This is a genomic window from Robiginitalea aestuariiviva (assembly GCF_029537735.1).
Classification (GTDB): domain Bacteria; phylum Bacteroidota; class Bacteroidia; order Flavobacteriales; family Flavobacteriaceae; genus Robiginitalea; species Robiginitalea aestuariiviva.
Genome location: NZ_JARPUQ010000002.1, coordinates 428,247 through 453,607, shown reverse-complemented (window position 1 = coordinate 453,607; position 25,361 = coordinate 428,247). Strand labels below are relative to the sequence as shown.

Below are 25,361 nucleotides of genomic sequence, written 5' to 3'. Positions count from 1 at the left end.
ACTGGAACACCTTTTGCGCCGCTGGCCATACGGGAAAGCATCCCGAACAGTAACAGCTCCCATTTCCGGTTGCCGTCCAGTATACTACACCGGAAAGGCGGTAAAAAACAGCAGAATATGAGTTTTATCAATACAGTCTTAAAGGCATTTGTCGGCGACAAAGCCAAGAAAGACGTGAATGCCCTGCAGCCCATCGTGGCCAAAATCAAAGCCCACGGACCGGAAATGCAGGAGCTCTCCCACGACGCCCTGCGTCAGAAAACCGTAACCTTTAAATCCCTTATAGCAGAACGGATTGCCGATTTGCAGCAACAGATTGCGGCGCTTCAGGAAGAAGTGAATGCCTCTGACGATATTGACCAGAACGAGCGGCTTTACGAACAGATTGACGCCTTGCGCGAACAGGCCCACCAGAAAACGGAGGAGACCCTGGAGGAAATCCTGCCCGAGGCCTTTGCCGTGGTGAAGGAAACGGCCCGCCGTTTTGCGGAAAACCCCACGCTAGAGGTCACTGCCAGCGAATTTGACCGGCAGTTGTCCGCCCGGGCGGACTATGTGGCCCTGGAAGGGGATAAGGCGGTCTGGAAGAATTCCTGGGATGCAGCCGGCAAGCCGGTAACCTGGGACATGGTCCACTACGATGTACAGCTCATTGGCGGGATTGTGCTCCACCAGGGGAAGATTGCCGAGATGCAGACCGGGGAAGGAAAGACTTTGGTCGCCACTTTGCCGGTTTACCTGAACGCCCTGGCCGGTCACGGGGTGCACCTGGTTACCGTAAACGATTACCTGGCCAAGCGGGACAGCGCCTGGATGGCTCCTATTTTCGAATTCCATGGCCTTTCCGTGGATTGCATCGACAAGCACCAGCCCAATTCCGAAGGCCGGCGCGCCGCCTACAATGCGGATATAACCTACGGGACGAACAACGAATTCGGGTTTGACTACCTGCGGGACAATATGGCCCATACCCCGGGCGACCTGGTGCAGCGCCCCCACCACTACGCCATTGTGGATGAGGTGGACTCCGTGCTGATCGACGACGCCCGGACCCCCCTGATCATCTCCGGCCCCGTCCCGGAAGGCGACCGGCACGAATTCAATGACCTGAAGCCCAAGGTATCCGAGTTGGTACAACGCCAGCATCGCTACCTGACCGGGGTACTGGCCGAAGCCAAGAAGAAAATTGCCGAAGGCGACCTGAAAGAAGGCGGGTTCCTGCTGTTGCGGGTACACCGCGGGCTCCCCAAGAACAAGGCCCTGATCAAGTTCCTGAGCGAAGAGGGCATCAAGCAGCTGCTGCAGAAGACCGAAAACTTCTACATGCAGGACAACAACCGCGAAATGCCGAAGGTGGATGCGGAACTGCTCTTTGTGATCGACGAGAAAAACAACCAGATTGAACTGACCGACAAGGGAATTGAATCCCTCTCCGGAGACCAGGAGAAGGACTTCTTCATCATGCCGGACATTGGCAGCGAGATCGCGGCCATTGAGAAACAGGACCTGGAGATCGAAAAGGAGGCCGAACTGAAGGAAGCGCTCTTCAAGGACTTTGCCGTTAAGAGCGAGCGGGTACACACCCTGACCCAGTTGCTGAAGGCCTATACCCTCTTTGAGAAGGACGTGGAATACGTGGTGATCGAGAACAAGGTCATGATCGTGGACGAGCAGACCGGCCGTATTATGGATGGGCGCCGCTACTCCGATGGGCTGCACCAGGCCATTGAAGCCAAAGAGAGTGTGAAAATCGAAGCCCTGACCCAGACTTTTGCCACCATTACCCTGCAAAACTACTTCCGGATGTACCGCAAACTGGCGGGGATGACAGGGACGGCCGTAACCGAAGCCGGGGAATTCTGGGAAATTTACAAGCTGGACGTGGTGGAAATCCCCACCAACCGCCCCATTGCCCGGGATGATCGCAACGACCTGATTTACAAGACTAAACGAGAAAAATACAACGCCATCATCGAGGAGGTGACCCAACTTTCCGAGAGTGGCAGGCCCGTTCTGATCGGTACTACTTCCGTGGAAATTTCGGAGCTGCTCTCCCGCATGCTCCACATCCGGAAGATCCCGCATAACGTGCTGAACGCAAAACTCCACAAAAAGGAGGCCGACATTGTGGCCGAAGCCGGGAATGCCGGGGTGGTTACCATTGCGACCAACATGGCGGGCCGGGGTACGGACATCAAGCTTTCCGCTGAGGTAAAGGCAGCCGGAGGCCTGGCCATTATCGGGACCGAGCGCCACGACTCCCGCCGGGTGGACCGGCAGTTGCGCGGGCGTTCCGGACGACAGGGAGACCCGGGAAGTTCCCAGTTCTACGTGTCCCTGGAAGACAACCTGATGCGCCTTTTCGGCTCCGAGCGGGTGGCGAAGATGATGGACCGCATGGGTCTGAAGGAAGGGGAAGTGATCCAGCACAGCATGATGACCCGTTCCATAGAACGGGCCCAGAAAAAGGTGGAGGAAAACAACTTTGGTATCCGTAAACGCCTGCTGGAATACGACGACGTGATGAATGCCCAGCGGGAAGTGGTTTACAAGCGGCGGCGGCACGCCCTGCAGGGGGACCGCCTTAAGGTGGATATCGCCAATATGATCTACGACACCTGCGAGGTCATTGCCGATACGAACAAGGCAGCCAGCGACTACAAGAATTTTGAATTCGAGCTTATTAAGTATTTCTCCATTACCAGCCCCATTGCCGAGGAGGAATTTACCAAGCTCGGGTTCCAGGAAATCGCCCAGCGGGTCTACACCGAAGCCTATACACATTACCACGACAAGATGCAGCGTTCGGCCGAGACCGCTTTCCCGGTAATCCGGAAAGTCTTCGAGGACGAAGCCAACCGCTTTGAGCGGATCGTGGTTCCGTTTACGGACGGCATCAAGACCCTGAATGTAGTGACCGACCTGAAAAAGGCTTATGAAAGCCAGGGTAAGCAGTTGGTTGCGGACTTCGAGAAGAACATCACCCTGGCCATCATTGACGAATCCTGGAAAACGCACCTGCGGAAGATGGACGAACTGAAACAGTCCGTACAGCTGGCGGTGCACGAGCAAAAGGATCCATTGCTGATCTACAAGTTCGAGGCTTTTGAGCTCTTCAAGGAGATGATCGACAAGGTGAACAAGGACGTGGTTTCCTTCCTCTACAAAGGGGAACTGCCCTCGGCCAACACCCAGCAGATCCAGGAAGCCCGCCAGGTACGCCGGCCCAAGGAAAACCTGAAAACCAGCAAGGAGGAAATCCCCAACAGCGACGAACTGGCCGCGCGCAACCGGGCAGCAGGGGCCGGTGCCGGGCAGCGGACCCAGATTACCGAGACCATTACGCGGGAAAAACCCAAAATTGGCCGGAATGAGCGGGTCACCATCAAAAATGTGATGTCCGGGGAAAACAAGACCCTGAAATTCAAACAGGCGGAACCCCTGATCGCCAAAGGCGAATGGGTGCTTGTGGACGAATAGAAATCCCCGCCTATGCGAACAAAGCGATCCCCCGGGGTCGCTTTTTTTGGTTTCGGGACTCGGGAATTTGGATTTTATGGGGAATTAAACCTAGTTTTACATAGCCGGAGTGATCCCCCGGCCAGCCAGCTGAAATGTCCGAAAAGCCGATATTTATTAAAATGCGGAAAAAGGAACGGCACCTCGAACAATTGCAGGACCAGACCACCCTGTTTTTTAAGGTGAGCCTTTCCACTTCTGCATCCTGCCTGCTCTTTGCCCTGATTGCCTGGTTCCTTTTGGACATGCAAGGGGTTGTCCCGGCCATGCTCCTGGGCTTTGCCCTATCTAATAGCCTGAATCTCTGGCTCCACCGTTCCCACAAGAACCTGAAGGTCACCTACCACATCACCCAGTTCCTGGCCCTGATTGGAGCAGTGAGCGTAGTGCTATATAGCGGCGGCATCAACAGCCCCTTTATCTTTACCCTGGCCCTGGTGGTATTTTCGGGATATGTACAGGCCCCCAGATATGGGCGGATTTACCTCACCCTGAGTATGCTGATCCTGGTCCTGGTGTACTCCCAGAGCCTCTCCGAATACAGCATAGCGGAAAATACCGTGCCCGAAGGCTCCCGGGATGCCTTCGCCTTCCTGAGCATCCTGCTGGCCCTGTTCCTGCTGGGCGGGGTCTTTGGCTACCAGCTGATGGAAACCCAGCATCGGCTGTACCGCACCAAAAGCAAGATGGAAAAACGCATGAAGGAGAAGGAAATGCTCCTGAAGGAGGTACACCACCGGGTTAAGAACAACCTGCAGACGGTTTCTAGCCTCCTGCGCATGCAAAGCCGGGGTGTGGAAGATCCCTATATCCAGAACCTGATCCAGAGCAGCCAGAATCGCGTGGTCTGCATGGCCATGGTCCATGAAATGCTGTACATGCGGGACGACCTGGCCAAAATCGAATACCGCTCCTATGTACAGGACCTGGGGGACTACCTCGTAAAATCCATTAAGGGCCCGGAGAGCAATATCCGCCTCAATATCGACATCCCTGATATCGAGCTGGGGATCGATACAGCCATTCCCCTGGGGTTGCTGATCAACGAAGCCGTGACCAATGCCCTGAAATACGGCTTCAAAGACCAGGATTCCGGGGAGATTTCCATTGTGCTCCAGCAGGAAGACCAGAAAGAATACGTGCTCCACATCGGGGACAACGGGGTAGGCTTTGCCGAAAACGTGAGCCACACCACCACCAAATCCCTGGGACTGAAGCTTATCCACAACCTTACCCGCCAGCTCAAAGGCTCTGTGATCCGGGATTTGTCCAAGCAGGGCACCAACTACATCATCCGCTTCGAGGAAATAAGCCAGGCTCCCTTCCATACCCTGGCCTGATCCCGCTGGCCGTACGCAGGAAATATTCCTATCTTTAAGGACCTGATACCAAGGAAAACCAACCCATGCGAACCACACTCCTATCCGCCATTCTGGCCCTGGCCGCCGTACAGGCCTTCTGCCAGGACTATTTCCTGAAACAATACGAACCCTACCGGACCGATATCCCTTCGCCCGAAACCTTCCTGGGGTATGGGATCGGGGAGTACCACACCCGCCACGACCGGATTGTGCATTACCTGCAGACCCTGGCCGAACGCAGCGACCGGGCCGAAATAGAAGTTTACGGGTACACGCACGAAAAACGCCCTTTGGTGATCCTGCGCATCAGCAGCCCGGAACACCTGGCGGCCCTGCCCGAATTGCGTGAACGCCACCTGGCTTTTACGGACCCTGCCACCCCCTTTAGGGCAGACCCGGACCTCCCGGTTTTTGTAAATCTGGGGTATAACGTACACGGAAACGAACCTTCCAGTTCGGAAGCCGCCATGCTGGCAGCCTATATCCTGGTGGCTTCGGAGCACCCGCGCATAGCGCGCCACCGGGAACAGGCCGTTGTTTTTGTAGACCCTACCATCAACCCGGACGGGCGGGACCGCCACACCCAATGGGCCAATTCCTACCGGGGTACGCCCCCTGTAGCCGATGCTCAGGATGCCGAACACAATGAATACTTCCCGGGCGGGCGCACCAACCACTACTGGTTTGACCTGAACCGGGACTGGTTGCTGGCCATCAACCCGGAAAGCCGCGGAAAACTGAACTGGTACCACCAGTGGTACCCGAATGTAGTGACGGACTTCCACGAAATGGGCACCCAGAGCACCCACTTTTTCGAGCCCATGAAGGCCAACGGGTCGCTTAACCCCATTATGCCCAAAGAAAATTATGTGGACCTGAATAACCAATTCGCGGAATACTTCTCGGAGGCCCTGGACAGTATCGGCTCCCTGTATTTTACGAAAGAAGTCTTTGACGGTACCTACCCCGGGTACGGGTCCTCCTACCCGGACCTGCAGGGTGGGCTGGGGCTGCTCTTTGAACAGGCCAGTTCCCGGGGGCATGTACAGAATACAGCCTACGGGCAAATTACCTTTGCCTTTACCATCCGCAACCAGCTGGTCTCCACCATGGCTACCGTGAAGGCAGCCGTGGAAAATAAGGATTACCTGAGGCGGTACCAGAAAAACTTTTTTACCAGCGCCCTGCGCAATGCCGCAGCCTCGCGGGTGGGCGCGTACCGCCTGCGTCCAGGCAAGGATGCAAACCGCATGAAAGCCCTGCTGGACAAACTCCTGATCCACCGGGTTGAAGTGCGCAAAACCGCCCAGGGGGAGTTTGTAATCCCGACCAGCCAGCCGCATTATCGCATGGTGCAAACCTTTTTCGAAACCTACCGCCGGTACCGGGATTCTGTCTTTTACGACGCCTCGGCCTGGTCTGTGGCCAATTTCTACAACATCCCCTACCAGACCCTGCGTTCGGCCCCTGCCGGAGAAGAAATCAGTAGTCTGGAGGGCCTGTTCCCCGTGGAGCCCGTGGCCCCGTCTGAGTACGCTTACCTGATCGACTGGAACGACTACAATGCCCCGGCCCTGCTGCACCGGCTGCAAACCCTGGGACTCACCCTGGCGAGCGCCTTCAAACCCTTTACCACCCAGGTAAACGGAAAGGCGCAAAGCTTTGATGCCGGCACCCTGGTCCTGCCGGTTCAACCGCAGGGCAAACCGGCGGCGGAAATACATAAAATCCTGCTGGAAGCCCAACAGGAATTCCAGGTACCCGCCTATGCCGTGGTCTCCGGATACCACCTGAAAGGGGTAGACCTGGGGAGCCGGTATACCCAGCCCATCCGCCGGCCCAAGGCCGCCATGCTGATTGGCGAAGGCGTACGCTCCTACGAAGCCGGGGAGGTCTGGCACCTGCTGGATACCCGGGTGGGGATGCCCATTACCAAAATCCCCTTGCGCGACCTGGACGGCGCCCGCCTGGACGGTTACAATACCCTGGTGCTGGTGAGCGGACGCTACAACTTCAGCGAAGCCCAGGAAAAGAAGCTTCGCGAATGGGTGGGGCGTGGTAATACCCTGATTGCCATAGCCGGCGGGGCGGCCCATGCCATACGAAAAGGCTGGGTTTCAGAGATCCTGCTGGAAGCGGAAAAAGACAGTACAGCCCCAGCCGGGCGCCTGCCTTATGCGGATGCCCCTGAAAACCTGGGGCGGGAGGAAGTAGGGGGCGTAATCCTGGAGGCAGACCTGGACCTCACCCACCCCCTGGCCTTCGGGTACTCCCGGAAACAGATCCCCGTTTATAAAAACAATACGGTTTGGCTGGCCCCCAGTAAAAACCCCTATGCCACGGTGGCCCAATACACCCAGTCTCCCCATGTAGACGGGTATATCAGCCCGGAAAACCTGAATGATTTCGCACGGAAATCTGCCTCCCTCCTGGTTTCGCCCATGGGCAGGGGCCGGGTGGTACTCTTTGCAGACAACCCGAATTTCCGAGGCAGCTGGTATGGTACCAACCGCTTGTTCCTGAACGCCCTCTTTTTGGGGAACCATATTGAGGTTCCGGACTGAACCACCTACTTTAAAAAAAGACGGAACCTTAGAAATCAAAACACCATCCAACCACTATGAAAAAATCCATTTACCTCCTGCTGGCCGCCGTACTGGGCATCGTGTTTTCGGCAGGCGCACAGCAACCGCTTTCCGAAGGCCCTTTTGAACAGCTCATCATCCGGGGCGCTACCCTGATTAACGGCAATGGGGCGCCGCCCATGGGACCTGTGGATATTGTGGTGGAAGGCAACCGCATTACCCGGGTGGAAACCGTCGGTTATCCCGGCGTGGCCATCAACCCGGAACGCCGGCCCAAGCTGAAACCCGGGGGGCGGGAGATCGATGCATCAGGGATGTATGTCCTCCCGGGCTTTATCGACATGCACGGCCATATTGGCGGCACGGCACAGGGAGCCGAACCGGATTACGTTTTCAAACTCTGGATGGGGCACGGCATTACTTCGGTGCGGGAACCCAGCGGGCGTGGCGTGGACTTTTCCATGGACCTGAAACGCAAGAGCGCTTCCAATAGCATCATTGCCCCCAGGTTGTTTATCTATACCGGTTTTGGGCAGGGCGCAGAGGTCAATACCCCGGAACAGGCCAGGGAATGGGTTCGCAACAACGCTAAGAAAGGGGCGGATGGCATAAAATTCTTTGGGGCGTCACCGGATATCATGACCGCTGCCCTGGACGAAAACAAGAAACTGGGGCTGCGTTCCGCCTGCCACCATGCCCAACTGGCCGTAGCCCGATGGAATGTATTGCACTCCGCCCGGGCCGGGCTCACCAGCATGGAACACTGGTACGGGCTCCCGGAGGCCCTTTTCCAGGATCGCACCGTCCAGAATTATCCCCTGGACTACAACTACAACAACGAACAGCACCGCTTTGAGGAGGCGGGCAAGCTCTGGGAACAGGCCGCACCCCCCTACTCCGACCATTGGAATGCCGTTATGGAGGAATTGCTGACCCTGGACTTTACCCTGGACCCCACTTTCAATATCTATGAGGCGAGCCGGGACCTGCACCGGGCACGCCGGGCCGAATGGCACGAGGACTATACCCTGCCTTCCCTGTGGCGCTTCTACGCGCCCAGCATGGTTTCCCACGGGTCTTACTGGCATTACTGGGGTACCGAACAGGAAGTGGCCTGGAAAAAGAATTACCAGCTGTGGATGACCTTTATCAACGAATACAAAAACCGCGGAGGACGGGTCACCGCAGGCTCGGATTCCGGGTTTATCTACCAATTATACGGCTTTGCCTATGTGCGTGAACTGGAACTCCTGCGGGAAGCCGGCTTTCACCCCCTGGAAATTATCCGGGCCGCTACCCTGAATGGGGCGGAGGCCCTGGGCATGGACCAGCAACTGGGTACTGTGGAAGTAGGTAAACTGGCCGATCTGGTAGTGGTGGAGGAAAACCCGCTGGAAAACCTGAAGGTGCTGTATGGTACCGGCGCCATTAAACTCACCGCAGACAACGAAGTAGTGCGCGTGGGCGGGGTGAAGTACACCATCAAAGACGGTATTGTCTTCGATGCCAAGGGATTGCTGGAAGATGTCCGGCGCCAGGTGAAAGAAGCTAAGGCCGCTGAAGGTTATGAAATCCGGCAGCCCGGCGTAGAATAAGAAATCCCCCTTTCGGGGGATTGTACTTTACTTCTCAATGCGCACGGGGCGCAGCTTTCGGATGCCTGACAAGACCAGGGAAAAGGCCCCCAGGAGTCCGGTAATCACTAAAACAATCATAGGCTGAGTTGTTTGTACATACCGGTAACTCTACCGGCATCGTGTACCTAAGTAAGGAAAAAATAACCATTGCCACACCCGATTTCGGGTGAACCACCTAATAATTAGTTGAAAATGCCTGAAAACCAGGAATAAGGATAGTTAATCCTGCCTAAAAACCACAGGTGCTCCAAGTCACAATTTTGTATCTTTCGAATAAATCGGGACACCATTGGAACGGAACTACTTCACCAGATTTACCCTTTGCACCCTGTTAGCCTGTTTTTGGGCCGGCCATACCCCTATTCGAGCACAGGAGGCGGAGCCACCGGATGGCACCGGAATGGTTATGAACTGCCTTAGCGAGGCCTATGCCCTTCGCGGTCAAAACCTGGACAGCCTTATGCAGGCTTTTGAGACCGACCTGCTGGATGCCGGCCTGTTGGAAGCCCCCGGGGCAGATGCCTACAGGGGGATGCTGCAACAACTGGCCTCCGGGCTTCGGCTGGACTTCTGGACCGGCCCTTCCTTTTCCCAGCGCAGCGGCACCGAAGGCACCCCCCTGGAAGCCAACGAGGACTGCCGGGATCAGGCCGTCACCTGGATAGCCCGCCACCCGGATGCCCTGATGACCCGGTTTCTTGACCGTCTTCAGGTACTGCAGGCCGAAAATACCCCCGCAGACCTGCAGGCTTCAGCCCTGCTGGACCTGCTGCAACCGGCAGACCTGGAAGACCCCTTTTACCGCCTGATGACCTACCCGCTGATAGCCCTGCAGGCCTCAGCCTCAGCAGCGGCAGCTGCTCAGCCCATTAACAATCCTACCGGGATGCCCCCTACGCCGGGAGCCAACCTGATGCGCCTGTACCTGAATGAAAGAGGGCAGGTGGTCGTAGCCGACCAGTTGGTACCCGAAGAAATACTGAAAGCCCGCATCTTTGAGCATGCCCGCCGGTTCGGGGCCCAGGCCCGCTACCTGATTGAGCCTGAACCCGATGTGAAATTCCGGGGCTTTACCCGCCTGAAAGACCAGATTGCGCGGGCGGTTACCGAAGCCAGGGATCAATTTGCGCGCCGCGTATTAGGCAAACCCCTGACCGAACTCACCCCGACGGAAACCCAATGGGTGGCTCTCCGTTTTCCCATGGACATCAGCCTGCCCTGAGATTCGATTGCCCATAATCAACATTCGCTTTGATCCCGCAAGGAGGTTGCGGGGCGGGAGGGTATTTTGTGATTGGGTGGGAGGGTGGTGGGACCCGTACCTCAAATCAAATAAAAAACAGACCGCCTTTCGGGTTACACGCCCTCCCGCCGCAATACCTGCAACGGAGGGCTCTTTACCACGCCCCGGCTGTTGAGCAGCCCAATGGTGAGCACCAGTAGCGTAATAAAAGGAAATACCACCCCAAAGGGGACCCAGGAGGGCCGGAATGGTAACTCAAAAACACCCAGGGCCAGCAACTCCGTTGCCGCCAGGGCCAGGAATACCCCCAGCAGGCTGCCAATGGCACCCAGGAACAAATACTCCAGGGCCGCAACCCGCAATACCTGCTTTCCTGTGGCGCCCAGGGTGCGCAGCAGCACGCTCTCGCGTATACGCTGATACTTGCTGGTACGCACGGCACCCAGCAGGACTACTAACCCGGTAAGGATGCTGAAAAAGGCCATAAAGCGGATTACCCAACTGATCTTATTCAGGATGTCTCCAACCACCCCGAGCAGTTGCCTTATATCCAGCACCGTGATATTCGGAAAAGAGCGTACCAGGGCCTGTTGCAGGCGGGCAGAACGCTCCGCATCCGATGCCTGGGTGGTAATTACGTGGAAACGGGGCGCCTCCTCCAGGACCCCGGGAGGAAAGACTACCGAGAAGTTTAATTGCATCCTGCCCCAATCCACCTCCCGGATACTGCTGACAAAGGTCTCCATGGGCACCCCCTGTACGTTAAATACCAGGGTGTCCCCCACCCCAACCTGGGCGTCCCGGGCTACATTGTCCGATAGGGAAATCGGCACGGGGCCTTGGCCGGAGTAGGACGAAGCCCACTCCCCTTCCCGCAGGATTTCGGAGGGAATGAGTGAATCCCTGTACGTTACCCGGAACTCATGACTCAGGATCCACCGGTTCAGGGTGGCGGTGGTATCGGCCCTGAGGGCTTCCACCGTACGGTCTTTAATGCGCAGCAAGCGCATGGTAACGATAGGAATGTCTTCCAGGACCTCCATCCCGGTGGGCCGGATCACCCCGGCCACGGCTTCGGTCTGTTCCGGTTGAACGTCCAGCAAAATCAGGTTGGCCGTGGGCCGTGCATCTTCCAGCTGGGCCCGGGCCAGCAGCATATCCTGGGTAAAATAGAGGGTGCTGATTAAAAAGGTACCGATCCCAATGGCCAGCACCAGAACCAGGGTCTGGTTATTCGGCCTGAATAGGTTCTGCAGCCCCTGCCGGGCTTCAAAGCCCCATCCCGTGGGGAAAAATTTCCGGATGCCACGCATAATGCCCCAGGCAATCAGTGTAAGTACCAGAAAGACTACCGCCAGGCCCAGGACAAACCACAAGGCCCGCAGGGGTCGCTCCAGCAACAAGGAGGTTACCCCCCAAAGGACAAAGAGGATCAACAGGAGAATGGCCGCAGTTACCCGTTTGGAAATACCTGTTGGCTTTAGGTTTACCCGAAGTACGGCCAGGGGGCTTACAAACCACCCGCTTAACAAGGGCAGGATCCCAAAAAGCAGGGCCATCCCAATCCCCAGCAAAACCCCCAGCACCAAAGGTTCCCAGTGTAGGCCCCATTGGAGGGTTACCGGGAGAAACTCCCCAACCAGCAAAGGAAATACAGCCTGCAGTCCCAGCCCCAGTAAGGTACCGACCAGGCCCCCGGCCAGGCCTATGCCCGCAATCTGGATCAGGAAAATCAGCATGCTTTGCCTGCGGGACGCTCCCAGGCATTTCAGGATGGCTATCGAAGCCCGCTTTTCCCGCATATAGATATGTACGGAACTGGCAATCCCAAGACACCCCAGTAAGAGGGCGATAAAACCAACGAGCTTCAGGAAGCGGCCCACATTGTTGAACCGCCGGCCCAGGCGTGCGCTGGTGTCCGTATGCAGGTCCATATCGGCCTGGGCGTTATCCAGGCTGGGATCCCAGCGTTCGTATATCGCATCCAGTTCTGTTCCCGGAGGTACCTGGAAGTAGAAATTATATTCCACGCGGCTTCCCACCTGGATCAGGCCGGTGGCTTCGACCAGGGGATACGGAATCCAGATGGCAGGGGCTACAGAGGTAGACACTTGGGTATTCCCCGGAGCATCTACCAGGCTGCCCGAGATGGGCAGGGTTAGCCGGCCAATACGTATGGAATCCCCGGGCTCCAGGGCATATTGGGTCATGACTGTGGCATCCACCAGGGCCCCGCGGGATGCGCCAAACTGCATGCCTGCACCTGCGGGCTCCGTTACCAGGGATCCGTAAAAGGGAAATCCGGACTCCACCCCCCGAATACGCACCAGGCGGGTGCCGCTGCGGTCCGGGAAAGACAACATGGAGGCAAAATTTACCTCCCTTTTCATAACCCCGGGCAATTGGGCCAGGGTGTCCAGCAATTCAGGACCTGGGGTGGCATCGGTATCTACCAGGTAATCTGCGCCCATCAATTCCCGGGATTGACCCGAAATATTTGCTTCCAGGGTGAGACCGAAATGCTGAATCGCCACCAGGGCTGCAATTCCAAGGACTATAGAACTCATAAACAACAGCAGCCGCCTGAGGCTGGCGCGACCATCCCGCCAGGCCATCCGGAACAGCCAGCCTACCGATGCCCGGTTTTTAACCTTTGAAATATTTTGGGGGTATCCGTCCATGGAGCTAAACCTGTACGCGGCCGCCTTTAAGTTTAAGGATCTGATGGCACCGGCGGGCCAGGTCCATATCGTGGGTAACGATTACCAGCGTGGTACCCGCTTCCTGGTTCAAATCGAACAATAATTCGACCACGCGGCTGCCGGTCTCATCGTCCAGGTTGCCTGTGGGTTCGTCCGCAAAAAGCAGGCTGGGCCGGTTGGCAAATGCGCGGGCCAGGGCCACCCGTTGTTGTTCCCCCCCGGAAAGCTGACTGGGATAGTGGTGGAGGCGATCTGCAAGCCCCACCTTAGAGAGTAGGGTCCGGGCCGTATCCGCAGCCCCGCTTTCCCCCCGGAGCTCCAGGGGCAGGCTCACATTCTCCAGGGCCGTAAGGGTAGGCAAAAGCTGGAAGTTTTGGAATATAAACCCAACCTCCCGGTTGCGCAGTAAGGCCCGCTGGTCTTCGTCCAGCAGGGTCAGGTCTTCCCCGCACAGGGCCACGCGGCCCTCATCCGGCTTATCCAGGCCGGCGCAAAGGCCCAGCAAAGTCGTTTTCCCGCTGCCGGAGGGCCCGACAATGGCAAAGGTGGTACCGGTTTCCACCGCAAAGGAAATATCTTCCAGCACCGTGAGCTCCTGATCCCCGCTGGGATAGGTTTTCCGTAGCTGGTCCACGTTTAATATCTTTGACATAAACCCCTAAGATTCCGATTTTAAAAGGGTTGAAATTACGCATATCAGGAAGAAATACCCGAATACACACTATGGCAGAGCTCTTAAAATTTCGTTATTTTTTAGTTGTACTCCTGTTATTGGGGTGCGGGCCAGAGGCCGGAAAAAAGGAAGCCAGGCCCGAAGCGGTGGAGGCCGAAACACCCGATGCACCCAAAGCCGAAGCCGCCGTGATCCTGTTTTTCGGGGACTCCCTGACTGCGGGCTACGGCCTGGAACCCGCCCAGGCCTTCCCGGCGCGAATCGGGGAACGCCTGGACTCCCTGGGATATCCCTACCGGGTGGTCAATGCCGGCCTTAGCGGGGAAACCACTGCAGGGGGGCGCAGCCGTCTGGACTGGATTCTGCGCCAGGAAGTAGATGTATTTGTGCTGGAACTCGGCGCCAATGACGGGCTGCGGGGCATCCCCCTGACCGAGACGCGGGAAAATCTGGTCTATATCATCCGCAGGGTGCGGGAAAAGTATCCGGACGCAACTGTGGTGCTGGCGGGGATGCAAATCCCCCCGAATATGGGCCCGGAATACACGGATACCTTCCAGAACCTCTTCCCTGAAATTGCCAAGGCGGAAGAAACTTACCTGATCCCTTTTCTGTTAAAGGATGTAGGGGGTGTACCTGAATTGAACCAGGCAGATGGCATCCACCCCACGGCAAAGGGGCATGAGATGGTTGCAGATAATGTATGGGAAGTTTTGAAGGGCGTTCTTAATCCCTGACCGGCCAACCCTAGGCGTACTGACGATCCTTGCGGGTACCGAAGCTGAGCGCCTTCTTTACACGGGAACCACTGCGGCGATACAGCCGGGCCACCTGCTTGGCAGTTGCCATGTTTTGTTGAATTTCGGCCACCTGCACCAGCTCCATTTGCAGGGTCTCTACTTTTACCTGAGCAGGACGTACCTGAGCCTGGGCGGCAACACCGATAAAAAGGACAAAAATGAGGGTTACAATGGCTTTCATGACTTGGGGTCTTTTTCTATTATTAAAACGGAAAAAAGCCCCTGGAGGAGGGGTGTCATTCGTCGAAGAACCCTTTATTTTCGGTATCTGGCCAAAATATGGATAAGCGGTAAAAAATGATCGATAAACGGAACATACCCCAAAAACCACTGGGCGATTTTGGGTGCATTTTATCGAGGGGTGTAGGAATTTTCTATCGTGAAAAAAAAGGGGAGGCTGGGGGTAAAACCCCAGGGGTAAGCCGGTGTTTTTAGCTTAGGCTACTCCGCGATCCTTAAGGGTCGCAAAGCTGAGTGCCTTTTTCACACGGGAGCCACTGCGACGGTAGAGGCGGGCTACCTGCTTGTCCATGGCCATGTTTTGCTGAATCTGGGCCACCTGAACCATTTCCATCTGCAGGGCTTCTACCTTAACCTGAGCAGGACGCTCCTGGGCCTGGACGAAAAATCCGAGAAAAATGATAAAAACGAAGGTTAAAATGGCTTTCATGATTTGGGCTTCTTGTCTGATAAAATAACATCAGACCAGGCATACCCATAGGCCTCAAATCGGCCAAAGCCCCTTATTTTTCGGTATTTGACAAATTCTCAGATTAAGGGATTAAAAGCCCCGATGAACGGATTCGGGTCCACGAACCGGTAAGCGAAAAAATAGGTTTTTCAACGGGGGATTTCCCCGGTCACCACCCCAGGAAAGGCAGGGGATCGGGACAATTCTCCCGGTAAAAGTCAACCTCCTGCAAACTACAGACCCCTGGGTAATCTCCCCGGTAATCCCCGGGATCTCGGATCAGCTGGAAATGGAGGTGGGGCGCATAGCCCCCGTTTACGGATTCCTGCCCCAGGGTAGCCAGCAGGGCTCCCTGCGGCAGCACCTTACCCGGAACGAGCCCTTTCAGGCTTTCGGGGCTCAGATGCCCGTATAGGGTGTATAAGGGACCCTGAGCGGATTCGTGGCGTAAGAGGATAACCGGGCCATAATCCCCGGGAGCCTTGCGATGACCCCAACTGTGCACCGTGGCCGCTTCCGGAACCAGGACCGGGGTGCCGGCCGGGGCCCAGAGGTCAAGGCCCAGATGGATATTGCGTTCCTGCCCCGGGGCGGGTTGAAAATGGGAGAACCCATCGTAGAGGCCCCGCCGTTCCATATAGCCGCCGTATGCCACCCGTACCCCGGGCATATCCCAATAGCCAGCCAGGGCCTCGCGGCAACCCGCATCGGTTAAGCCGGTGAGATCAATAGGGCGGTACGCCCCGGGGGAATAGGGGATATCCAGAATGGGTCTCATCACCTCAAATATCGGTAAAATCCAATTCCGGCAACAGGTATATTTTGGACTGGCTGTAAGACTATACCCTGGGTTTCGACCTAAAGGGATATTAACAAGGTATTGGGGAATGGACCGCCAATCCCTTTGTATCTTCGAACATCAAAAGAAAAATATAGCTATGTACACCGCATTTCATCCCCTGCGCTGGATCCTTGCCCTTTTATTGCTGGTTTCCTGCCAGACCCAGGCCAAAAAAGAAGAAACCCCGGCACAGCCCGAAACTGAAGCCCCCAGTAGCGCGGTCACCCATACCCTGCCCCCACAGGACCTGGAGGGATACCAGACCGCCTATTTTGCCAGCGGTTGCTTCTGGTGTGTGGAAGCCATTTTCGAAAGCGTGAAAGGAGTAAAGGAAGCGGTTTCCGGCTATGCAGGCGGGCTGGAGAAAAACCCGACCTATGAGGAGGTAAGCTACGGAAGAACCGGGCATGCGGAAACGGTACAGGTATTTTATGACCCGGAGCAGGTGAGCTTCTTTGAACTGGTACAAGTTTTTTTTGGTTCCCACGACCCCACAACCCCCAACCGGCAGGGCCCGGACCGGGGCGCGCAATACCGGTCCATAGCCTTTTATCAGACTCCTGAGGAGCAAAAAATTATCCTGGCCTACATGCAGGCCCTGGAAGAGAATAAGGTATACGACAGCCCAATTGTTACCGAGGTCACCCCTTTTACAACCTTTTACCAGGCAGAGGACTACCACCAGGACTACGAGCGCAAACACCCGAACAACCCTTATGTTCGGAACGTATCCGTGCCGCGGCTGAACCGCTTCAAACAAAATTTTCCGGAATATTTAAAGGAGAATGCCCACTGAACCCGGACGGGCTTTGGAATGACGGTATTAAGGCAGCCCCCTGAAGAAGAGGTTGGTCCCGGCCTCCAGGGCCGGCACCCGCAGGATTATTCCCGCAATTTCACATCGCTGTAGGATGCGTTGATCACAATGGCGGGTTGTGCATCCTGCCGGCCGAAATAGCCCTTGCGGCTTCCGCCTTTAGACCCTTGCCCGGTATTCCAGACCACCCCGGCCGGATAGGTCACGCGGGAGGCATTATCGCTCAGGCTGATGCGGTAGGGGGCATCCGGTAAAAGGCAATCCAGGCTGCCGTTCTGCACGTTTACCTCCAACCGGCTGAATTCAGGCGCAATGGCCCCGATGCGCAAGGCGCCCAGGTTGTTGCGGATGGACAATTCCCGGGTAAGCCGGTCTATAGTCACCTCGGAGGAAGTGGCGGACAATTGCAGGGTTTCCACCTGGTCCAGCTGTACGGCTTCGGAAAAATCCGCATGCAGGCGACCGCCATTCCAGGCCTTCACCGCCACAGGGGAATAACGGACGCTAACGTCCGTTTGATCCCCCACAATGGAAGCGGCAAGCAACCTTGCATAAGACAAGGTTGCCTGCACGTTCCGTGCGTTCTCGGCCAGTTTAACTTCGCCGTGGCGCACGTTTAATTTCAGGCGGGCATTTTTAGGCATTTTGATACGGATCGTTTTCTCTATGGAGAAATTCCGATTGCCTTCCGCCCCGCGCATAAAAAATACCCGCGACCGCTCTGCATCTTCCCGGGCCTTCCGTGCCATTTCACGCGCTTTGGCTGCTTCTTCCCGGGCGTGTTCCCGCGCTTCCATACGCTCCTCCATGGCCGCCGCCCGTTCTTCGCTGCGGCGTTGCATCTCCTCCTGCCGCGCGGCCATGCGCTCCTGCATTTCTGCGGTGCGTTCCTGAATGCGCTTGCTGAGTTCCTCACCGCGTTCTTCCATCCGCTCGGACCATTCTTTCATCCGCGCTTCCAGTTCCGGGGTGAAGGATTGCTTGTATTCCTCCTGCCAGCGTTTCATATAGGCTTCCCCATCTTTTTCATAGGCTTCGTAATCAAAGCTGGGCACCGGGGGCATAGGGGGCATGGGAGGTACCATGGCTGCAATGTCCAGTTCCTCCAGGATGGGTGCAATCTCCGGGATTTGGATATCCGGGATGTTGATTTCCAGGTGTTCGATCTCCGGGGCATTAAACCGGAAGGCCCAACCCGGTTCGGCCCCTGTGCTGATTTCTACCTCGGAGCTGTTGCCCAGAATCTTGATTCCCCCGGCCTCAAAATATGCCCGGGCTTCCTCCTCAGAGGCCCCTTTCAGGGTTATGACGGCTTCCACTACCACCTCGTTGCGGTTCCAGGTCTCGAATTCAATGTCCGCATGGCTGGTGTTCAGCCGCACGGCCACCTCGGGGTCTACCTTAAAACTTTCCTTGTAGGTCCTGGACTGTTGTCCGTAGGCCGTCCCGCCCCCTGTAAGGGCCATACATAGCAGGCCGCTAAGCGCTGCTGCCAGTGACTGTTTCATTTTTTGATGTTTTTAATTCGTTCAACTTTGCTTTGAGTTTCAGCAACAAATCCAACCGCAACTGGAAGTTCCGGATCATGGCGGTGATAGTCTCCTCGTTGGGGCCCACTTCATTCAATTCCCGGCTCAGGTCCTGATAAGCGGCATCCAGTTCCCTGAGGCGGCCCAAATAATCGTCGGCCACCGCCTTATAGGAATCCGAAATGTCCAGCGTAGCCAGTTCCATCCCAATCTGGGCTGCGTAATACTGCTCCACCTTCCTCAGGTCCGGGGAAAGATCGCCCAGGGACAGGCCCTTGCCATTGGCAGTGCTATCCTGCACCACTACTTCGGCAGCCCCTCCCCCTATATCCGGGGCCGGGCGGTAAAACCAGAGTCCCAGGCCCAGCAGACCCACCACACAGGCAGCCATACTCACCCAAAGGTAGGTGCGGGGCCTGCGCGCAGGCAATTCCGTTTCCAGACGGGCCGCAAACCGCTGTTCATGGCCCGGCGGCATTGGGAAATCCCGCTCGCGTTCCCGCTCAAATAGTTCTTTAAGATTCTGCGACATGACGATGTTCCTTTAAGCGTTCTTTCAAAACCCCCTTCCCCCGCATCAGGCGGGTTCGGCAGGTGGCTTCCCGTATCCCCAGGATTTCGGAAATCTCACCGTGGTCGTACCCTTCCACCAGGTAGAGCTGAACCACATACCGGTATTTCTCCGGCAACTCCCCGATGGCCTGGTAAACGGTCTCTGCAGTTACCGGGGCGTCTACCTCCCAGGTGTCGGCATCGGCTACCACCAGCCGGTGTTCCTCGAGTTCCACAAAATGCTGCCGGCGGGCTTTGAGGAAATCGATACACCGGTTAACGACGATCCGTTTGAGCCAGGCGCCAAAAGCCACCTCGCCCCGATACTGGTCCATTTTCCGGAAGGCCTTGATGAAGGCCTCTTGGGTAAGGTCCTCCGCATCCGCCTGGTTCTGCACCAGCCGCATAGCTACACAATACATGCCGTGGGCGTATTTGCGGTACAGGGCCAGTTGTGCCTTTCGGTTCTGGTTGCGGCACTGGCGGATGAGCTCGGATGCTATCGGTTCGGAACGTTCCAGGTTGGGTTGATTTTCGTTGCTGCCTTAAAGACGAGGGAAATCTGAAGGCGTTTCAAAAATTTCGGGATTTTCCCAAAATTGCTGCCCGGGGCATTCCTAAAGGTCGGAAATTTAGCATTGGGGGGCTTCGGATGTCACATTAACCGGTGGCCGTTCGGGCCCGATTTCGTATTTTTAACGGAACCAATACGACCGCCATGAAAACCCTGAAATGGATCCTGGGCATCCTGCTTGCCCTGTTACTGCTGGGCTACTTCTTTGGAATGCCTTACCTGCGGGAACAAACCAAAAAACACAGTCCGGAGCGCGAAGCGGTGTACGAGGCCTCCGGGATTACCCTGGAGGTGCATTACAGCGCCCCGTATAAAAAAGGACGCCAAATTTTCGGGGAGCTGGTCCCCTACAACCGCGTCTGGCGTACCGGGGCGAACGAACCCACTACCTTTACCACCTCCCATGCTGTTGAGGTAGGTGGCCAACCCCTGCCTGCAGGCACCTATTCTTTATGGACCATCCCCAACCCGGAGGCCTGGACCCTGATCCTGAACAGCGAGATCCCGGACTGGGGTGCCACCCTGCTCAGCGGTGGTCGCAAGACCACGCGTAACCCGGACACGGATGTACTGGAGGTTGTGGTTCCCGCCCTGAACCTTCCGGACCCGGTCGAACAACTGACGCTGGAATTCCAGATTGTGCGCAGCGAGGTGGTACTGCTGCTTTCCTGGGACCAAACTCAGATCATGGTGCCCATCCGCCCCAATTAAATTGCCAACCCCTTAGCATGGCACCCCAAAAAATGCGAAAACCCAGGGACCTGGACCACCTGATCCGGACGATGAAGACCGGAGACCGGGGTGCCCTGGCAAGGGCCATCACCCTGGTGGAAAGCGCCCTGGCGACCGACGCTGTGGATGTCCGCAAATTGGTGGAAGCCTGCCTGGATTCCGGGAAGAACAGCATTCGCATCGGCATAACCGGCGTCCCGGGGGCGGGCAAAAGCACCTTTATCGAAGCGCTTGGGTTAATGCTGGCCAACCAGGGCATTCGGGTGGCCGTGCTGGCGGTGGACCCCAGCAGCCGTATAAGCCGGGGCAGCATCCTGGGCGATAAGACCCGAATGCAGGAGCTCAGCCGGCATGAAAACGCCTACATCCGGCCCTCCCCGGCCGGGACTTCCCTGGGTGGGGTTACCCGTCGCACCCGGGAGACCATTAGCCTGTGCGAAGCCGCAGGCTACCAGGTAATCCTGATCGAGACCGTTGGAGTGGGCCAGAGCGAGACGGCCGTCCACGGCATGTCCGATTTCTTCCTTTTGCTCAAGATCGCAGGAGCCGGGGACGAGTTGCAGGGCATCAAACGGGGGATTGTGGAAATGGCGGATGCCATTGCCATCAACAAGGCCGAGGGCGAAAACCGGGAAGCCGCCAACCGCGCCGCCACCCAGTTCCGGCAGGCCCTGCACCTCTACCCGCCCAAAGCCGGCGGCTGGAGCCCGAAGGTCATGTTGTGTTCCGCCCTGGAGGGAAGCGGGATCGAGGACCTCTGGACCCTGATCCGGGAGTATACCGAAATCATGAAGGCCTCGGGCTGGTTCGGGCGCAAACGCACGGAACAAAACCTGGAATGGATGCGGCGCACTTTAGAGGACCGCCTGGTTGGCAGGTTCTACGAGGATCCTGCCTTTCAGGCCGCTTATGCCGAAAAACGGGAAGCCGTTGCCCGCCTGGAGATGAGCCCCTTCGGGGCCGCCGAAGCCCTGCTGGAGGCCTTTACCCGTAAAGGCTGATAACCACCGGCCGCCGGCCATTGGACGAAAAGGTTTACCTTTGAGGCCGAATCCTTATTTCCGCCAGTATGGAGGTCCTGACCCAGTCCCTGCTTTCCATTGTCATCCCCCTGTATAACGAAGCGGATAACGTGGTGTTGCTCACCCGCAAAATCCACGAAAGCCTGGAAGGCTACCGCTATCAGATCATCTATGTGGACGACTTTTCCACCGATGGCACCCGGGAGGCGATCAACGCCATGAATGATCCCCAAGTACACCTGGTCTGCCTGAAAAAAAACTACGGGCAAAGCCTGGCCCTGGCCGCAGGGATCGACTATGCGGAAGGGGAATACATCATCACGATGGACGGGGACCTGCAAAACGACCCGGCGGACATCCCCATGATGCTGCCCCACGTGCTGGACGGCACCTGTGATGTAGTGACCGGCATCCGGCAGAAACGCAAGGATTCCCTGGTCAAGAAAATCCCCTCCAAGATTGCCAATTTCCTGGTGCGCCGGGCCACCAAGCTGGACATCAAGGACAATGGCTGCGCCCTGAAGGTCTTTACCCGTGTGATTGCCAAAGACCTGAACCTCTATGGGGAAATGCACCGCTTCATTACCCTGCTTGCCTTCCTGGAAGGCGCCCAGATCAAACAGGTACCCGTTCGTCACCACGCCCGTAACGCCGGGGTATCCAAATACGGCCTGGAGCGGGTGTTCAAAGTGATTGCAGACCTGATGCTGTTGCTGTTTATCCGCAAGTACTTCCAGCGGCCCATCCACCTGTTCGGTATTTTCGGGGTTCTGCTGATCCTGCTGGGGCTGGCCATTAACGCCTACCTGCTGCTGGTCAAATTCGGGTTTGGACAAGACATCGGCACCCGCCCCTTACTGATCTTCGGGATGATGTTCATCCTTGGGGGCATCCAGCTCTTTACTATCGGGATCGTGATGGAATTGCTGATCCGCACCTATTACGAATCCCAGAGCAAGCGGCCCTACCGGGTCAAAAAGGTTGTAGTGGGTGGAAAACCTTCGTAAAAAAGGGCTCACGGCCCTGAAGATTGTTTTCAGTGCCCTGTTGCTGTACCTGGTCTTTGACCGCATTCCCTTCCGGGAGGTCTGGGGTACGGTAAAAAATGCCCTTGTGGGATACCTGCTGCTGGCCCTGCTGTTCTTCCTGTTATCCAAAATCCTGGCAGCATTCCGCCTGAATGCCTATTTCCGCCAGGTTGGCATTCCGCTCACCCACGCCAGCAACCTGAAACTCTATCTGCTGGGCATGTTTTATAACCTCTTCCTGCCCGGGGGGATCGGCGGGGACGCCTATAAGGGGTATGCCCTGCGTAAAGCCTTTGGCCATCCGGTCAGGCGGCTGGTTGCCGTACTCCTGCTGGACCGTGTAAGCGGTATGTACCTACTTTTTGCCTACAGTGTGGCCCTGCTGTGGTGGACGGCCCCTGGCCCCCTGGCGGACTATACATGGGCGCTGGCCCTGCTCCTGCCGCTTAGCCTGGTAGCGTACCTCTGGGGACACAGAAGGTTTTTTACGGACCTGCACCCCGTTTTCTGGAACTCCCTGGGCTACAGTGCCGGGGTGCAGTTGGCCCAACTGGCCACAGCCTATTGCATTTTACTGGCACTGCAGATCCCGGCAGACCCCCTGCCCTATTTGTTGCTCTTCCTGGTGAGCAGCATTGTGGCCGTATTGCCCATTACCCTTGGTGGTATAGGCAGCCGGGAACTGGTCTTTTATTACGGGGCTTTATGGTTTCAGCTGGAGGAGCAAAGTGCGGTAGCCATCAGCATGGCCTTCTTCCTGATTACGGCCCTGGTCTCCCTGGCCGGAATTATTTATCACTTCCGGAAACCGGAGCTTCACCTGCGGCGGGAATAACCCTGGCCAGGTAGCGGTAACGCACTACCTGCCCCCGGGTTTCAGGGTTCAGGAAGCGCGCCTGTAAACGCGAGATTCGGAATTGCTCCACCGGGTACTCCTCGGCAACCTGCCATTCACCCTGTTTCAGGGTATCCAGTTGGTCTGCCGTCAGGTAAACCCAGGCTTTCCCTTTCTGCGCCAGTTGTTCTGCAGTCGTGATTTCCACCGGCTGCCCGAAATAGAAATCCAGGGCCCAGGTATGGTCGGCATCCAACTTGTATATGCGGTCCACGGGGAGTTGCTTATCCCGGATCAGGCGGGCGGTCTCCGAACCGGCCTGGTAGCGCAACAAGTGGGGGTAGAAATAGGCGTTCATCAACGCGTTGAGTGCCACAGCGGCCCACAGGCTGATGCCCACCAGGCGCGGCAAGGGTTGGGACACGCCTTTGAACATCCAGGCGCCCACCCCCACTACCAGCCCTATCCAGAGGACGGCCTGCCAGGCAGGCTGGGGGAACACCCAGCACAAAATTCCGGCCATGGCCAGCAGGAATATCACGAAAATACCCGCCTGTACCCGGGCGGCACGTCGCAGCCAGCGCAAACGCCCTTCCTGCTGCAGGGTCCAGAGGAACCCTGCGGTAAGCACGGCAAAGAGCGGGATGGTTATATTCAGGTAATGGGGCAGTTTGAACTGGGCAAAACTGATCAGTAGAAAAATAAGGGTAATCCCCCCCAGGGTAAGCCATTCGGCAGGGCCGGCTCCCCTTCCCCTCCCGTACCGCCATGCCTCACGGAGCCGTCGGCCATAGGCAGCCAGCCCCATCAGGGTCCAGGGCAGGAATACCCAGAGGAAGGTGTGGAAAAAGAAAAAGTAATCGCTGCTGTTTTTTCCGACCCCTTCCCCGCTCAGGCGCTCAAAGCTCTGTTCCCAGAGGATAAACAGCACGCCGCTGCGGTGGTCGCGCCCCCGGATCACTTTTTCGGGATGCAGGTCAAATTGCAGGTAATAGGCATAGAGGACCGGCGAAATGACCAGCCCAAATACAAGCAGGGCCAGTAAAAACCTGGAGTGAAAAATGGCTTTCCAGCCCCGGGTGGCTACTACATGGCATAGTAAGGGCAGCCCAATGACCACCAGGGCAATCTGCCCTTTGGTAGAGAAGGCCAGGCCGGCGCCCAGAGCCCCCCAGAGCAGGCCGGACAGGCGCTGCTCCCGCAGGTAGCGCATCCATTGCCAGAGCGCAAAGGCCGTACAGCCGGTCAGGACGGCATCCGTACGCACATCGATCCCGGCCAGTACTATGGTCTGAGCACTCATAAAGATCAGGGCCGCCATCCGACCGGCCTGGGTGCCATAAAGCATACGCCCCAGCCCGAAAACACTCCAGGCCCCCAGGCAGGTAGCCAGCAGCGCCGGCAGGCGGTAGGCCCAGTCCTGTACCCCGAAGAGCAGGTAGGAAAAGGCCGCCAGCCAATAGTGCAGGTGGGGCTTGTCCAAATATTCTTCCGGGCCTTTCCAGAGGCTCCAGAAATCGTGTTCCTGCACCATGCGCATGGCCATGACAGCAAACTGTGCCGAGTCGTTTTCCATCAGGGTGGCGGGAAGCCCCGCTATGTATACCCCCAGCAGGCCCAGTATCCCGACCCAGAAAAAGCGTTTGGAAATCATGGCATCCATTTTTGAAGGGCCAGGGCGGTGAGACGGGCAAACAACCAGCCGAAAAAGGCTCCTGCCAGCATGCCGCTCAGCACATCCAGGGGATAGTGCACCCCCAGGTAAACGCGGCTGTACCCCACCAGCAGTGCCCAGAGGAGGAGCAAGAAGCCCCAGGAGCGTTTGGCACGCCCCCAGTAGGTGCCGAAGAATACCGCAAGGGCCATGGCATTGGCAGCGTGGGCCGAGAAATAGCCGTAACGCCCCCCGCAGGAGGCCTTTACGAGCCGGATCAGGCCGTCCAGCCCGGGGTCGTGGCAGGGCCTGAGGCGGCCCACCCCGGTTTTAAATACATTCGATAACTGGTCTGTGCAGGTTATCATCAGGGCAATCCCGGCAAGCAGCAACAGGGCGCGCTTCCAGCCCAGGGCCCGGAACACCCAGTACAGGAGCAGGACGTATAGGGGCAGTGCCGTCCATTTGCCGGACAGGGCCAGCCAGAACTGATCCCAGCCTGGGCCGCCCCAGGCATTCAGGGCGATCAGCGCATCGCGGTCCCATTGCAAGGCGGCTTCCCACAT

General features: G+C 57.1%; 21 protein-coding genes. 11 read left to right on the top strand and 10 right to left on the bottom strand.

Annotation, left to right across the window (positions count from 1 at the left end; translation table 11 throughout):
- Window positions 1-117 precede the first annotated feature (117 nt).
- The 5 genes from secA (at window position 118) to OZ410_RS08715 (ending at window position 10,324) form a co-directional block, all read left to right on the top strand.
- Window positions 118-3,480, top strand: a complete 3,363-nt coding sequence (gene secA / locus OZ410_RS08735; protein ID WP_277707567.1) for a preprotein translocase subunit SecA — start codon at window positions 118-120, stop codon at window positions 3,478-3,480.
- Between the two features lie 161 nt (window positions 3,481-3,641).
- Window positions 3,642-4,859, top strand: a complete 1,218-nt coding sequence (locus OZ410_RS08730; RefSeq protein WP_277707566.1) for a sensor histidine kinase — start codon at window positions 3,642-3,644, stop codon at window positions 4,857-4,859.
- 65 nt (window positions 4,860-4,924) lie between these two features.
- Window positions 4,925-7,444, top strand: a complete 2,520-nt coding sequence (locus OZ410_RS08725) for a M14 family metallopeptidase (protein WP_277707565.1) — start codon at window positions 4,925-4,927, stop codon at window positions 7,442-7,444.
- A 56-nt stretch (window positions 7,445-7,500) separates the two neighbouring features.
- A complete protein-coding gene (locus OZ410_RS08720; protein ID WP_277707564.1) occupies window positions 7,501-9,060 on the top strand; it encodes an amidohydrolase family protein in 1,560 nt (519 codons plus the stop codon).
- Between the two features lie 448 nt (window positions 9,061-9,508).
- Window positions 9,509-10,324, top strand: a complete 816-nt coding sequence (locus OZ410_RS08715) for a hypothetical protein (protein ID WP_277707563.1) — start codon at window positions 9,509-9,511, stop codon at window positions 10,322-10,324.
- A gap of 134 nt (window positions 10,325-10,458) precedes the next feature.
- Here OZ410_RS08715 and OZ410_RS08710 read toward each other — a convergent pair whose 3' ends face one another.
- Both OZ410_RS08710 and OZ410_RS08705 read right to left on the bottom strand, forming a co-directional pair.
- Window positions 10,459-13,026, bottom strand: a complete 2,568-nt coding sequence (locus OZ410_RS08710) for an ABC transporter permease (RefSeq protein ID WP_338156651.1) — start codon at window positions 13,024-13,026, stop codon at window positions 10,459-10,461.
- A gap of 4 nt (window positions 13,027-13,030) precedes the next feature.
- A complete protein-coding gene (locus OZ410_RS08705; protein WP_277707562.1) occupies window positions 13,031-13,699 on the bottom strand; it encodes an ABC transporter ATP-binding protein in 669 nt (222 codons plus the stop codon).
- Window positions 13,700-13,770: 71 nt separating this feature from the next.
- Here OZ410_RS08705 and OZ410_RS08700 point away from each other — a divergent pair, with 71 nt between their 5' ends.
- On the top strand, window positions 13,771-14,457 hold the full coding sequence (locus OZ410_RS08700; protein ID WP_277707561.1) for an arylesterase: 687 nt from the start codon (window positions 13,771-13,773) through the stop codon (window positions 14,455-14,457).
- Between the two features lie 10 nt (window positions 14,458-14,467).
- Here the strand turns inward: OZ410_RS08700 and OZ410_RS08695 are convergent, their stop codons facing one another.
- The 3 genes from OZ410_RS08695 to OZ410_RS08685 all read right to left on the bottom strand — a co-directional run bounded on the left by OZ410_RS08695 (window position 14,468) and on the right by OZ410_RS08685 (window position 15,989).
- On the bottom strand, window positions 14,468-14,701 hold the full coding sequence (locus tag OZ410_RS08695) for a hypothetical protein (protein ID WP_277707559.1): 234 nt from the start codon (window positions 14,699-14,701) through the stop codon (window positions 14,468-14,470).
- 255 nt (window positions 14,702-14,956) lie between these two features.
- On the bottom strand, window positions 14,957-15,190 hold the full coding sequence (locus tag OZ410_RS08690; RefSeq protein ID WP_277707558.1) for a hypothetical protein: 234 nt from the start codon (window positions 15,188-15,190) through the stop codon (window positions 14,957-14,959).
- Between the two features lie 190 nt (window positions 15,191-15,380).
- On the bottom strand, window positions 15,381-15,989 hold the full coding sequence (locus OZ410_RS08685) for a peptidoglycan DD-metalloendopeptidase family protein (protein WP_277707557.1): 609 nt from the start codon (window positions 15,987-15,989) through the stop codon (window positions 15,381-15,383).
- A 160-nt stretch (window positions 15,990-16,149) separates the two neighbouring features.
- Between OZ410_RS08685 and msrA the strand changes: the two genes are divergently transcribed.
- Window positions 16,150-16,848, top strand: a complete 699-nt coding sequence (gene msrA, locus OZ410_RS08680) for a peptide-methionine (S)-S-oxide reductase MsrA (protein ID WP_277707556.1) — start codon at window positions 16,150-16,152, stop codon at window positions 16,846-16,848.
- An 86-nt stretch (window positions 16,849-16,934) separates the two neighbouring features.
- Here the strand turns inward: msrA and OZ410_RS08675 are convergent, their stop codons facing one another.
- Genes OZ410_RS08675 through OZ410_RS08665 form a run of 3 tightly spaced genes read right to left on the bottom strand, consistent with a single transcriptional unit; the run spans window position 16,935 to window position 19,396 of the window.
- Entirely contained in the window at window positions 16,935-18,377 is a 1,443-nt protein-coding gene (locus tag OZ410_RS08675) for a hypothetical protein (RefSeq protein ID WP_277707555.1), read from the bottom strand.
- On the bottom strand, window positions 18,349-18,930 hold the full coding sequence (locus OZ410_RS08670) for a hypothetical protein (RefSeq protein WP_277707554.1): 582 nt from the start codon (window positions 18,928-18,930) through the stop codon (window positions 18,349-18,351). Before OZ410_RS08670 ends, OZ410_RS08675 begins: the two co-directional genes overlap by 29 nt.
- Window positions 18,914-19,396, bottom strand: a complete 483-nt coding sequence (locus OZ410_RS08665; RefSeq protein ID WP_338156660.1) for an RNA polymerase sigma factor — start codon at window positions 19,394-19,396, stop codon at window positions 18,914-18,916. The genes OZ410_RS08670 and OZ410_RS08665 overlap by 17 nt, the downstream gene beginning before the upstream one ends.
- Before the next feature lie 272 nt (window positions 19,397-19,668).
- Here OZ410_RS08665 and OZ410_RS08660 point away from each other — a divergent pair, with 272 nt between their 5' ends.
- The 4 genes from OZ410_RS08660 to OZ410_RS08645 all read left to right on the top strand — a co-directional run bounded on the left by OZ410_RS08660 (window position 19,669) and on the right by OZ410_RS08645 (window position 23,141).
- Window positions 19,669-20,235: a DUF2911 domain-containing protein gene (locus tag OZ410_RS08660; protein ID WP_277707553.1), complete on the top strand. Its 567-nt coding sequence runs from the start codon at window positions 19,669-19,671 to the stop codon at window positions 20,233-20,235.
- Window positions 20,236-20,252: 17 nt separating this feature from the next.
- On the top strand, window positions 20,253-21,257 hold the full coding sequence (meaB, locus tag OZ410_RS08655; protein ID WP_277707552.1) for a methylmalonyl Co-A mutase-associated GTPase MeaB: 1,005 nt from the start codon (window positions 20,253-20,255) through the stop codon (window positions 21,255-21,257).
- 68 nt (window positions 21,258-21,325) lie between these two features.
- Entirely contained in the window at window positions 21,326-22,285 is a 960-nt protein-coding gene (locus OZ410_RS08650; protein WP_277707551.1) for a glycosyltransferase family 2 protein, read from the top strand.
- The gene (locus tag OZ410_RS08645; protein WP_277707550.1) at window positions 22,269-23,141 is read left to right on the top strand and encodes a lysylphosphatidylglycerol synthase transmembrane domain-containing protein; all 873 of its coding nucleotides are present in this window, start codon (window positions 22,269-22,271) and stop codon (window positions 23,139-23,141) included. Before OZ410_RS08650 ends, OZ410_RS08645 begins: the two co-directional genes overlap by 17 nt.
- Here the strand turns inward: OZ410_RS08645 and OZ410_RS08640 are convergent.
- Window positions 23,095-24,795 (bottom strand): glycosyltransferase family 39 protein, encoded by a 1,701-nt coding sequence (locus OZ410_RS08640; RefSeq protein WP_277707549.1) that lies wholly within the window; start codon window positions 24,793-24,795, stop codon window positions 23,095-23,097. The genes OZ410_RS08645 and OZ410_RS08640 overlap by 47 nt on opposite strands.
- Window positions 24,792-25,361, bottom strand: coding sequence for a phosphatase PAP2 family protein (locus OZ410_RS08635; protein ID WP_277707548.1), 570 nt, complete (start codon window positions 25,359-25,361; stop codon window positions 24,792-24,794). The genes OZ410_RS08640 and OZ410_RS08635 overlap by 4 nt, the downstream gene beginning before the upstream one ends.

Bases quoted from the DNA above. Each gene is read 5' to 3' on its own strand.
- secA (WP_277707567.1), top strand. From the start codon at position 118: ATGAGTTTTATCAATACAGTCTTAAAGGCATTTGTCGGCGACAAAGCC.
- OZ410_RS08730 (WP_277707566.1), top strand. From the start codon at position 3,642: ATGCGGAAAAAGGAACGGCACCTCGAACAATTGCAGGACCAGACCACC.
- OZ410_RS08725 (WP_277707565.1), top strand. From the start codon at position 4,925: ATGCGAACCACACTCCTATCCGCCATTCTGGCCCTGGCCGCCGTACAG.
- OZ410_RS08720 (WP_277707564.1), top strand. From the start codon at position 7,501: ATGAAAAAATCCATTTACCTCCTGCTGGCCGCCGTACTGGGCATCGTG.
- OZ410_RS08715 (WP_277707563.1), top strand. From the start codon at position 9,509: ATGAACTGCCTTAGCGAGGCCTATGCCCTTCGCGGTCAAAACCTGGAC.
- OZ410_RS08710 (WP_338156651.1), bottom strand. From the start codon at position 13,026: ATGGACGGATACCCCCAAAATATTTCAAAGGTTAAAAACCGGGCATCG.
- OZ410_RS08705 (WP_277707562.1), bottom strand. From the start codon at position 13,699: ATGTCAAAGATATTAAACGTGGACCAGCTACGGAAAACCTATCCCAGC.
- OZ410_RS08700 (WP_277707561.1), top strand. From the start codon at position 13,771: ATGGCAGAGCTCTTAAAATTTCGTTATTTTTTAGTTGTACTCCTGTTA.
- OZ410_RS08695 (WP_277707559.1), bottom strand. From the start codon at position 14,701: ATGAAAGCCATTGTAACCCTCATTTTTGTCCTTTTTATCGGTGTTGCC.
- OZ410_RS08690 (WP_277707558.1), bottom strand. From the start codon at position 15,190: ATGAAAGCCATTTTAACCTTCGTTTTTATCATTTTTCTCGGATTTTTC.
- OZ410_RS08685 (WP_277707557.1), bottom strand. From the start codon at position 15,989: ATGAGACCCATTCTGGATATCCCCTATTCCCCCGGGGCGTACCGCCCT.
- msrA (WP_277707556.1), top strand. From the start codon at position 16,150: ATGTACACCGCATTTCATCCCCTGCGCTGGATCCTTGCCCTTTTATTG.
- OZ410_RS08675 (WP_277707555.1), bottom strand. From the start codon at position 18,377: ATGAAACAGTCACTGGCAGCAGCGCTTAGCGGCCTGCTATGTATGGCC.
- OZ410_RS08670 (WP_277707554.1), bottom strand. From the start codon at position 18,930: ATGTCGCAGAATCTTAAAGAACTATTTGAGCGGGAACGCGAGCGGGAT.
- OZ410_RS08660 (WP_277707553.1), top strand. From the start codon at position 19,669: ATGAAAACCCTGAAATGGATCCTGGGCATCCTGCTTGCCCTGTTACTG.
- meaB (WP_277707552.1), top strand. From the start codon at position 20,253: ATGGCACCCCAAAAAATGCGAAAACCCAGGGACCTGGACCACCTGATC.
- OZ410_RS08650 (WP_277707551.1), top strand. From the start codon at position 21,326: ATGGAGGTCCTGACCCAGTCCCTGCTTTCCATTGTCATCCCCCTGTAT.
- OZ410_RS08640 (WP_277707549.1), bottom strand. From the start codon at position 24,795: ATGATTTCCAAACGCTTTTTCTGGGTCGGGATACTGGGCCTGCTGGGG.
- OZ410_RS08635 (WP_277707548.1), bottom strand. From the start codon at position 25,361: ATGTGGGAAGCCGCCTTGCAATGGGACCGCGATGCGCTGATCGCCCTG.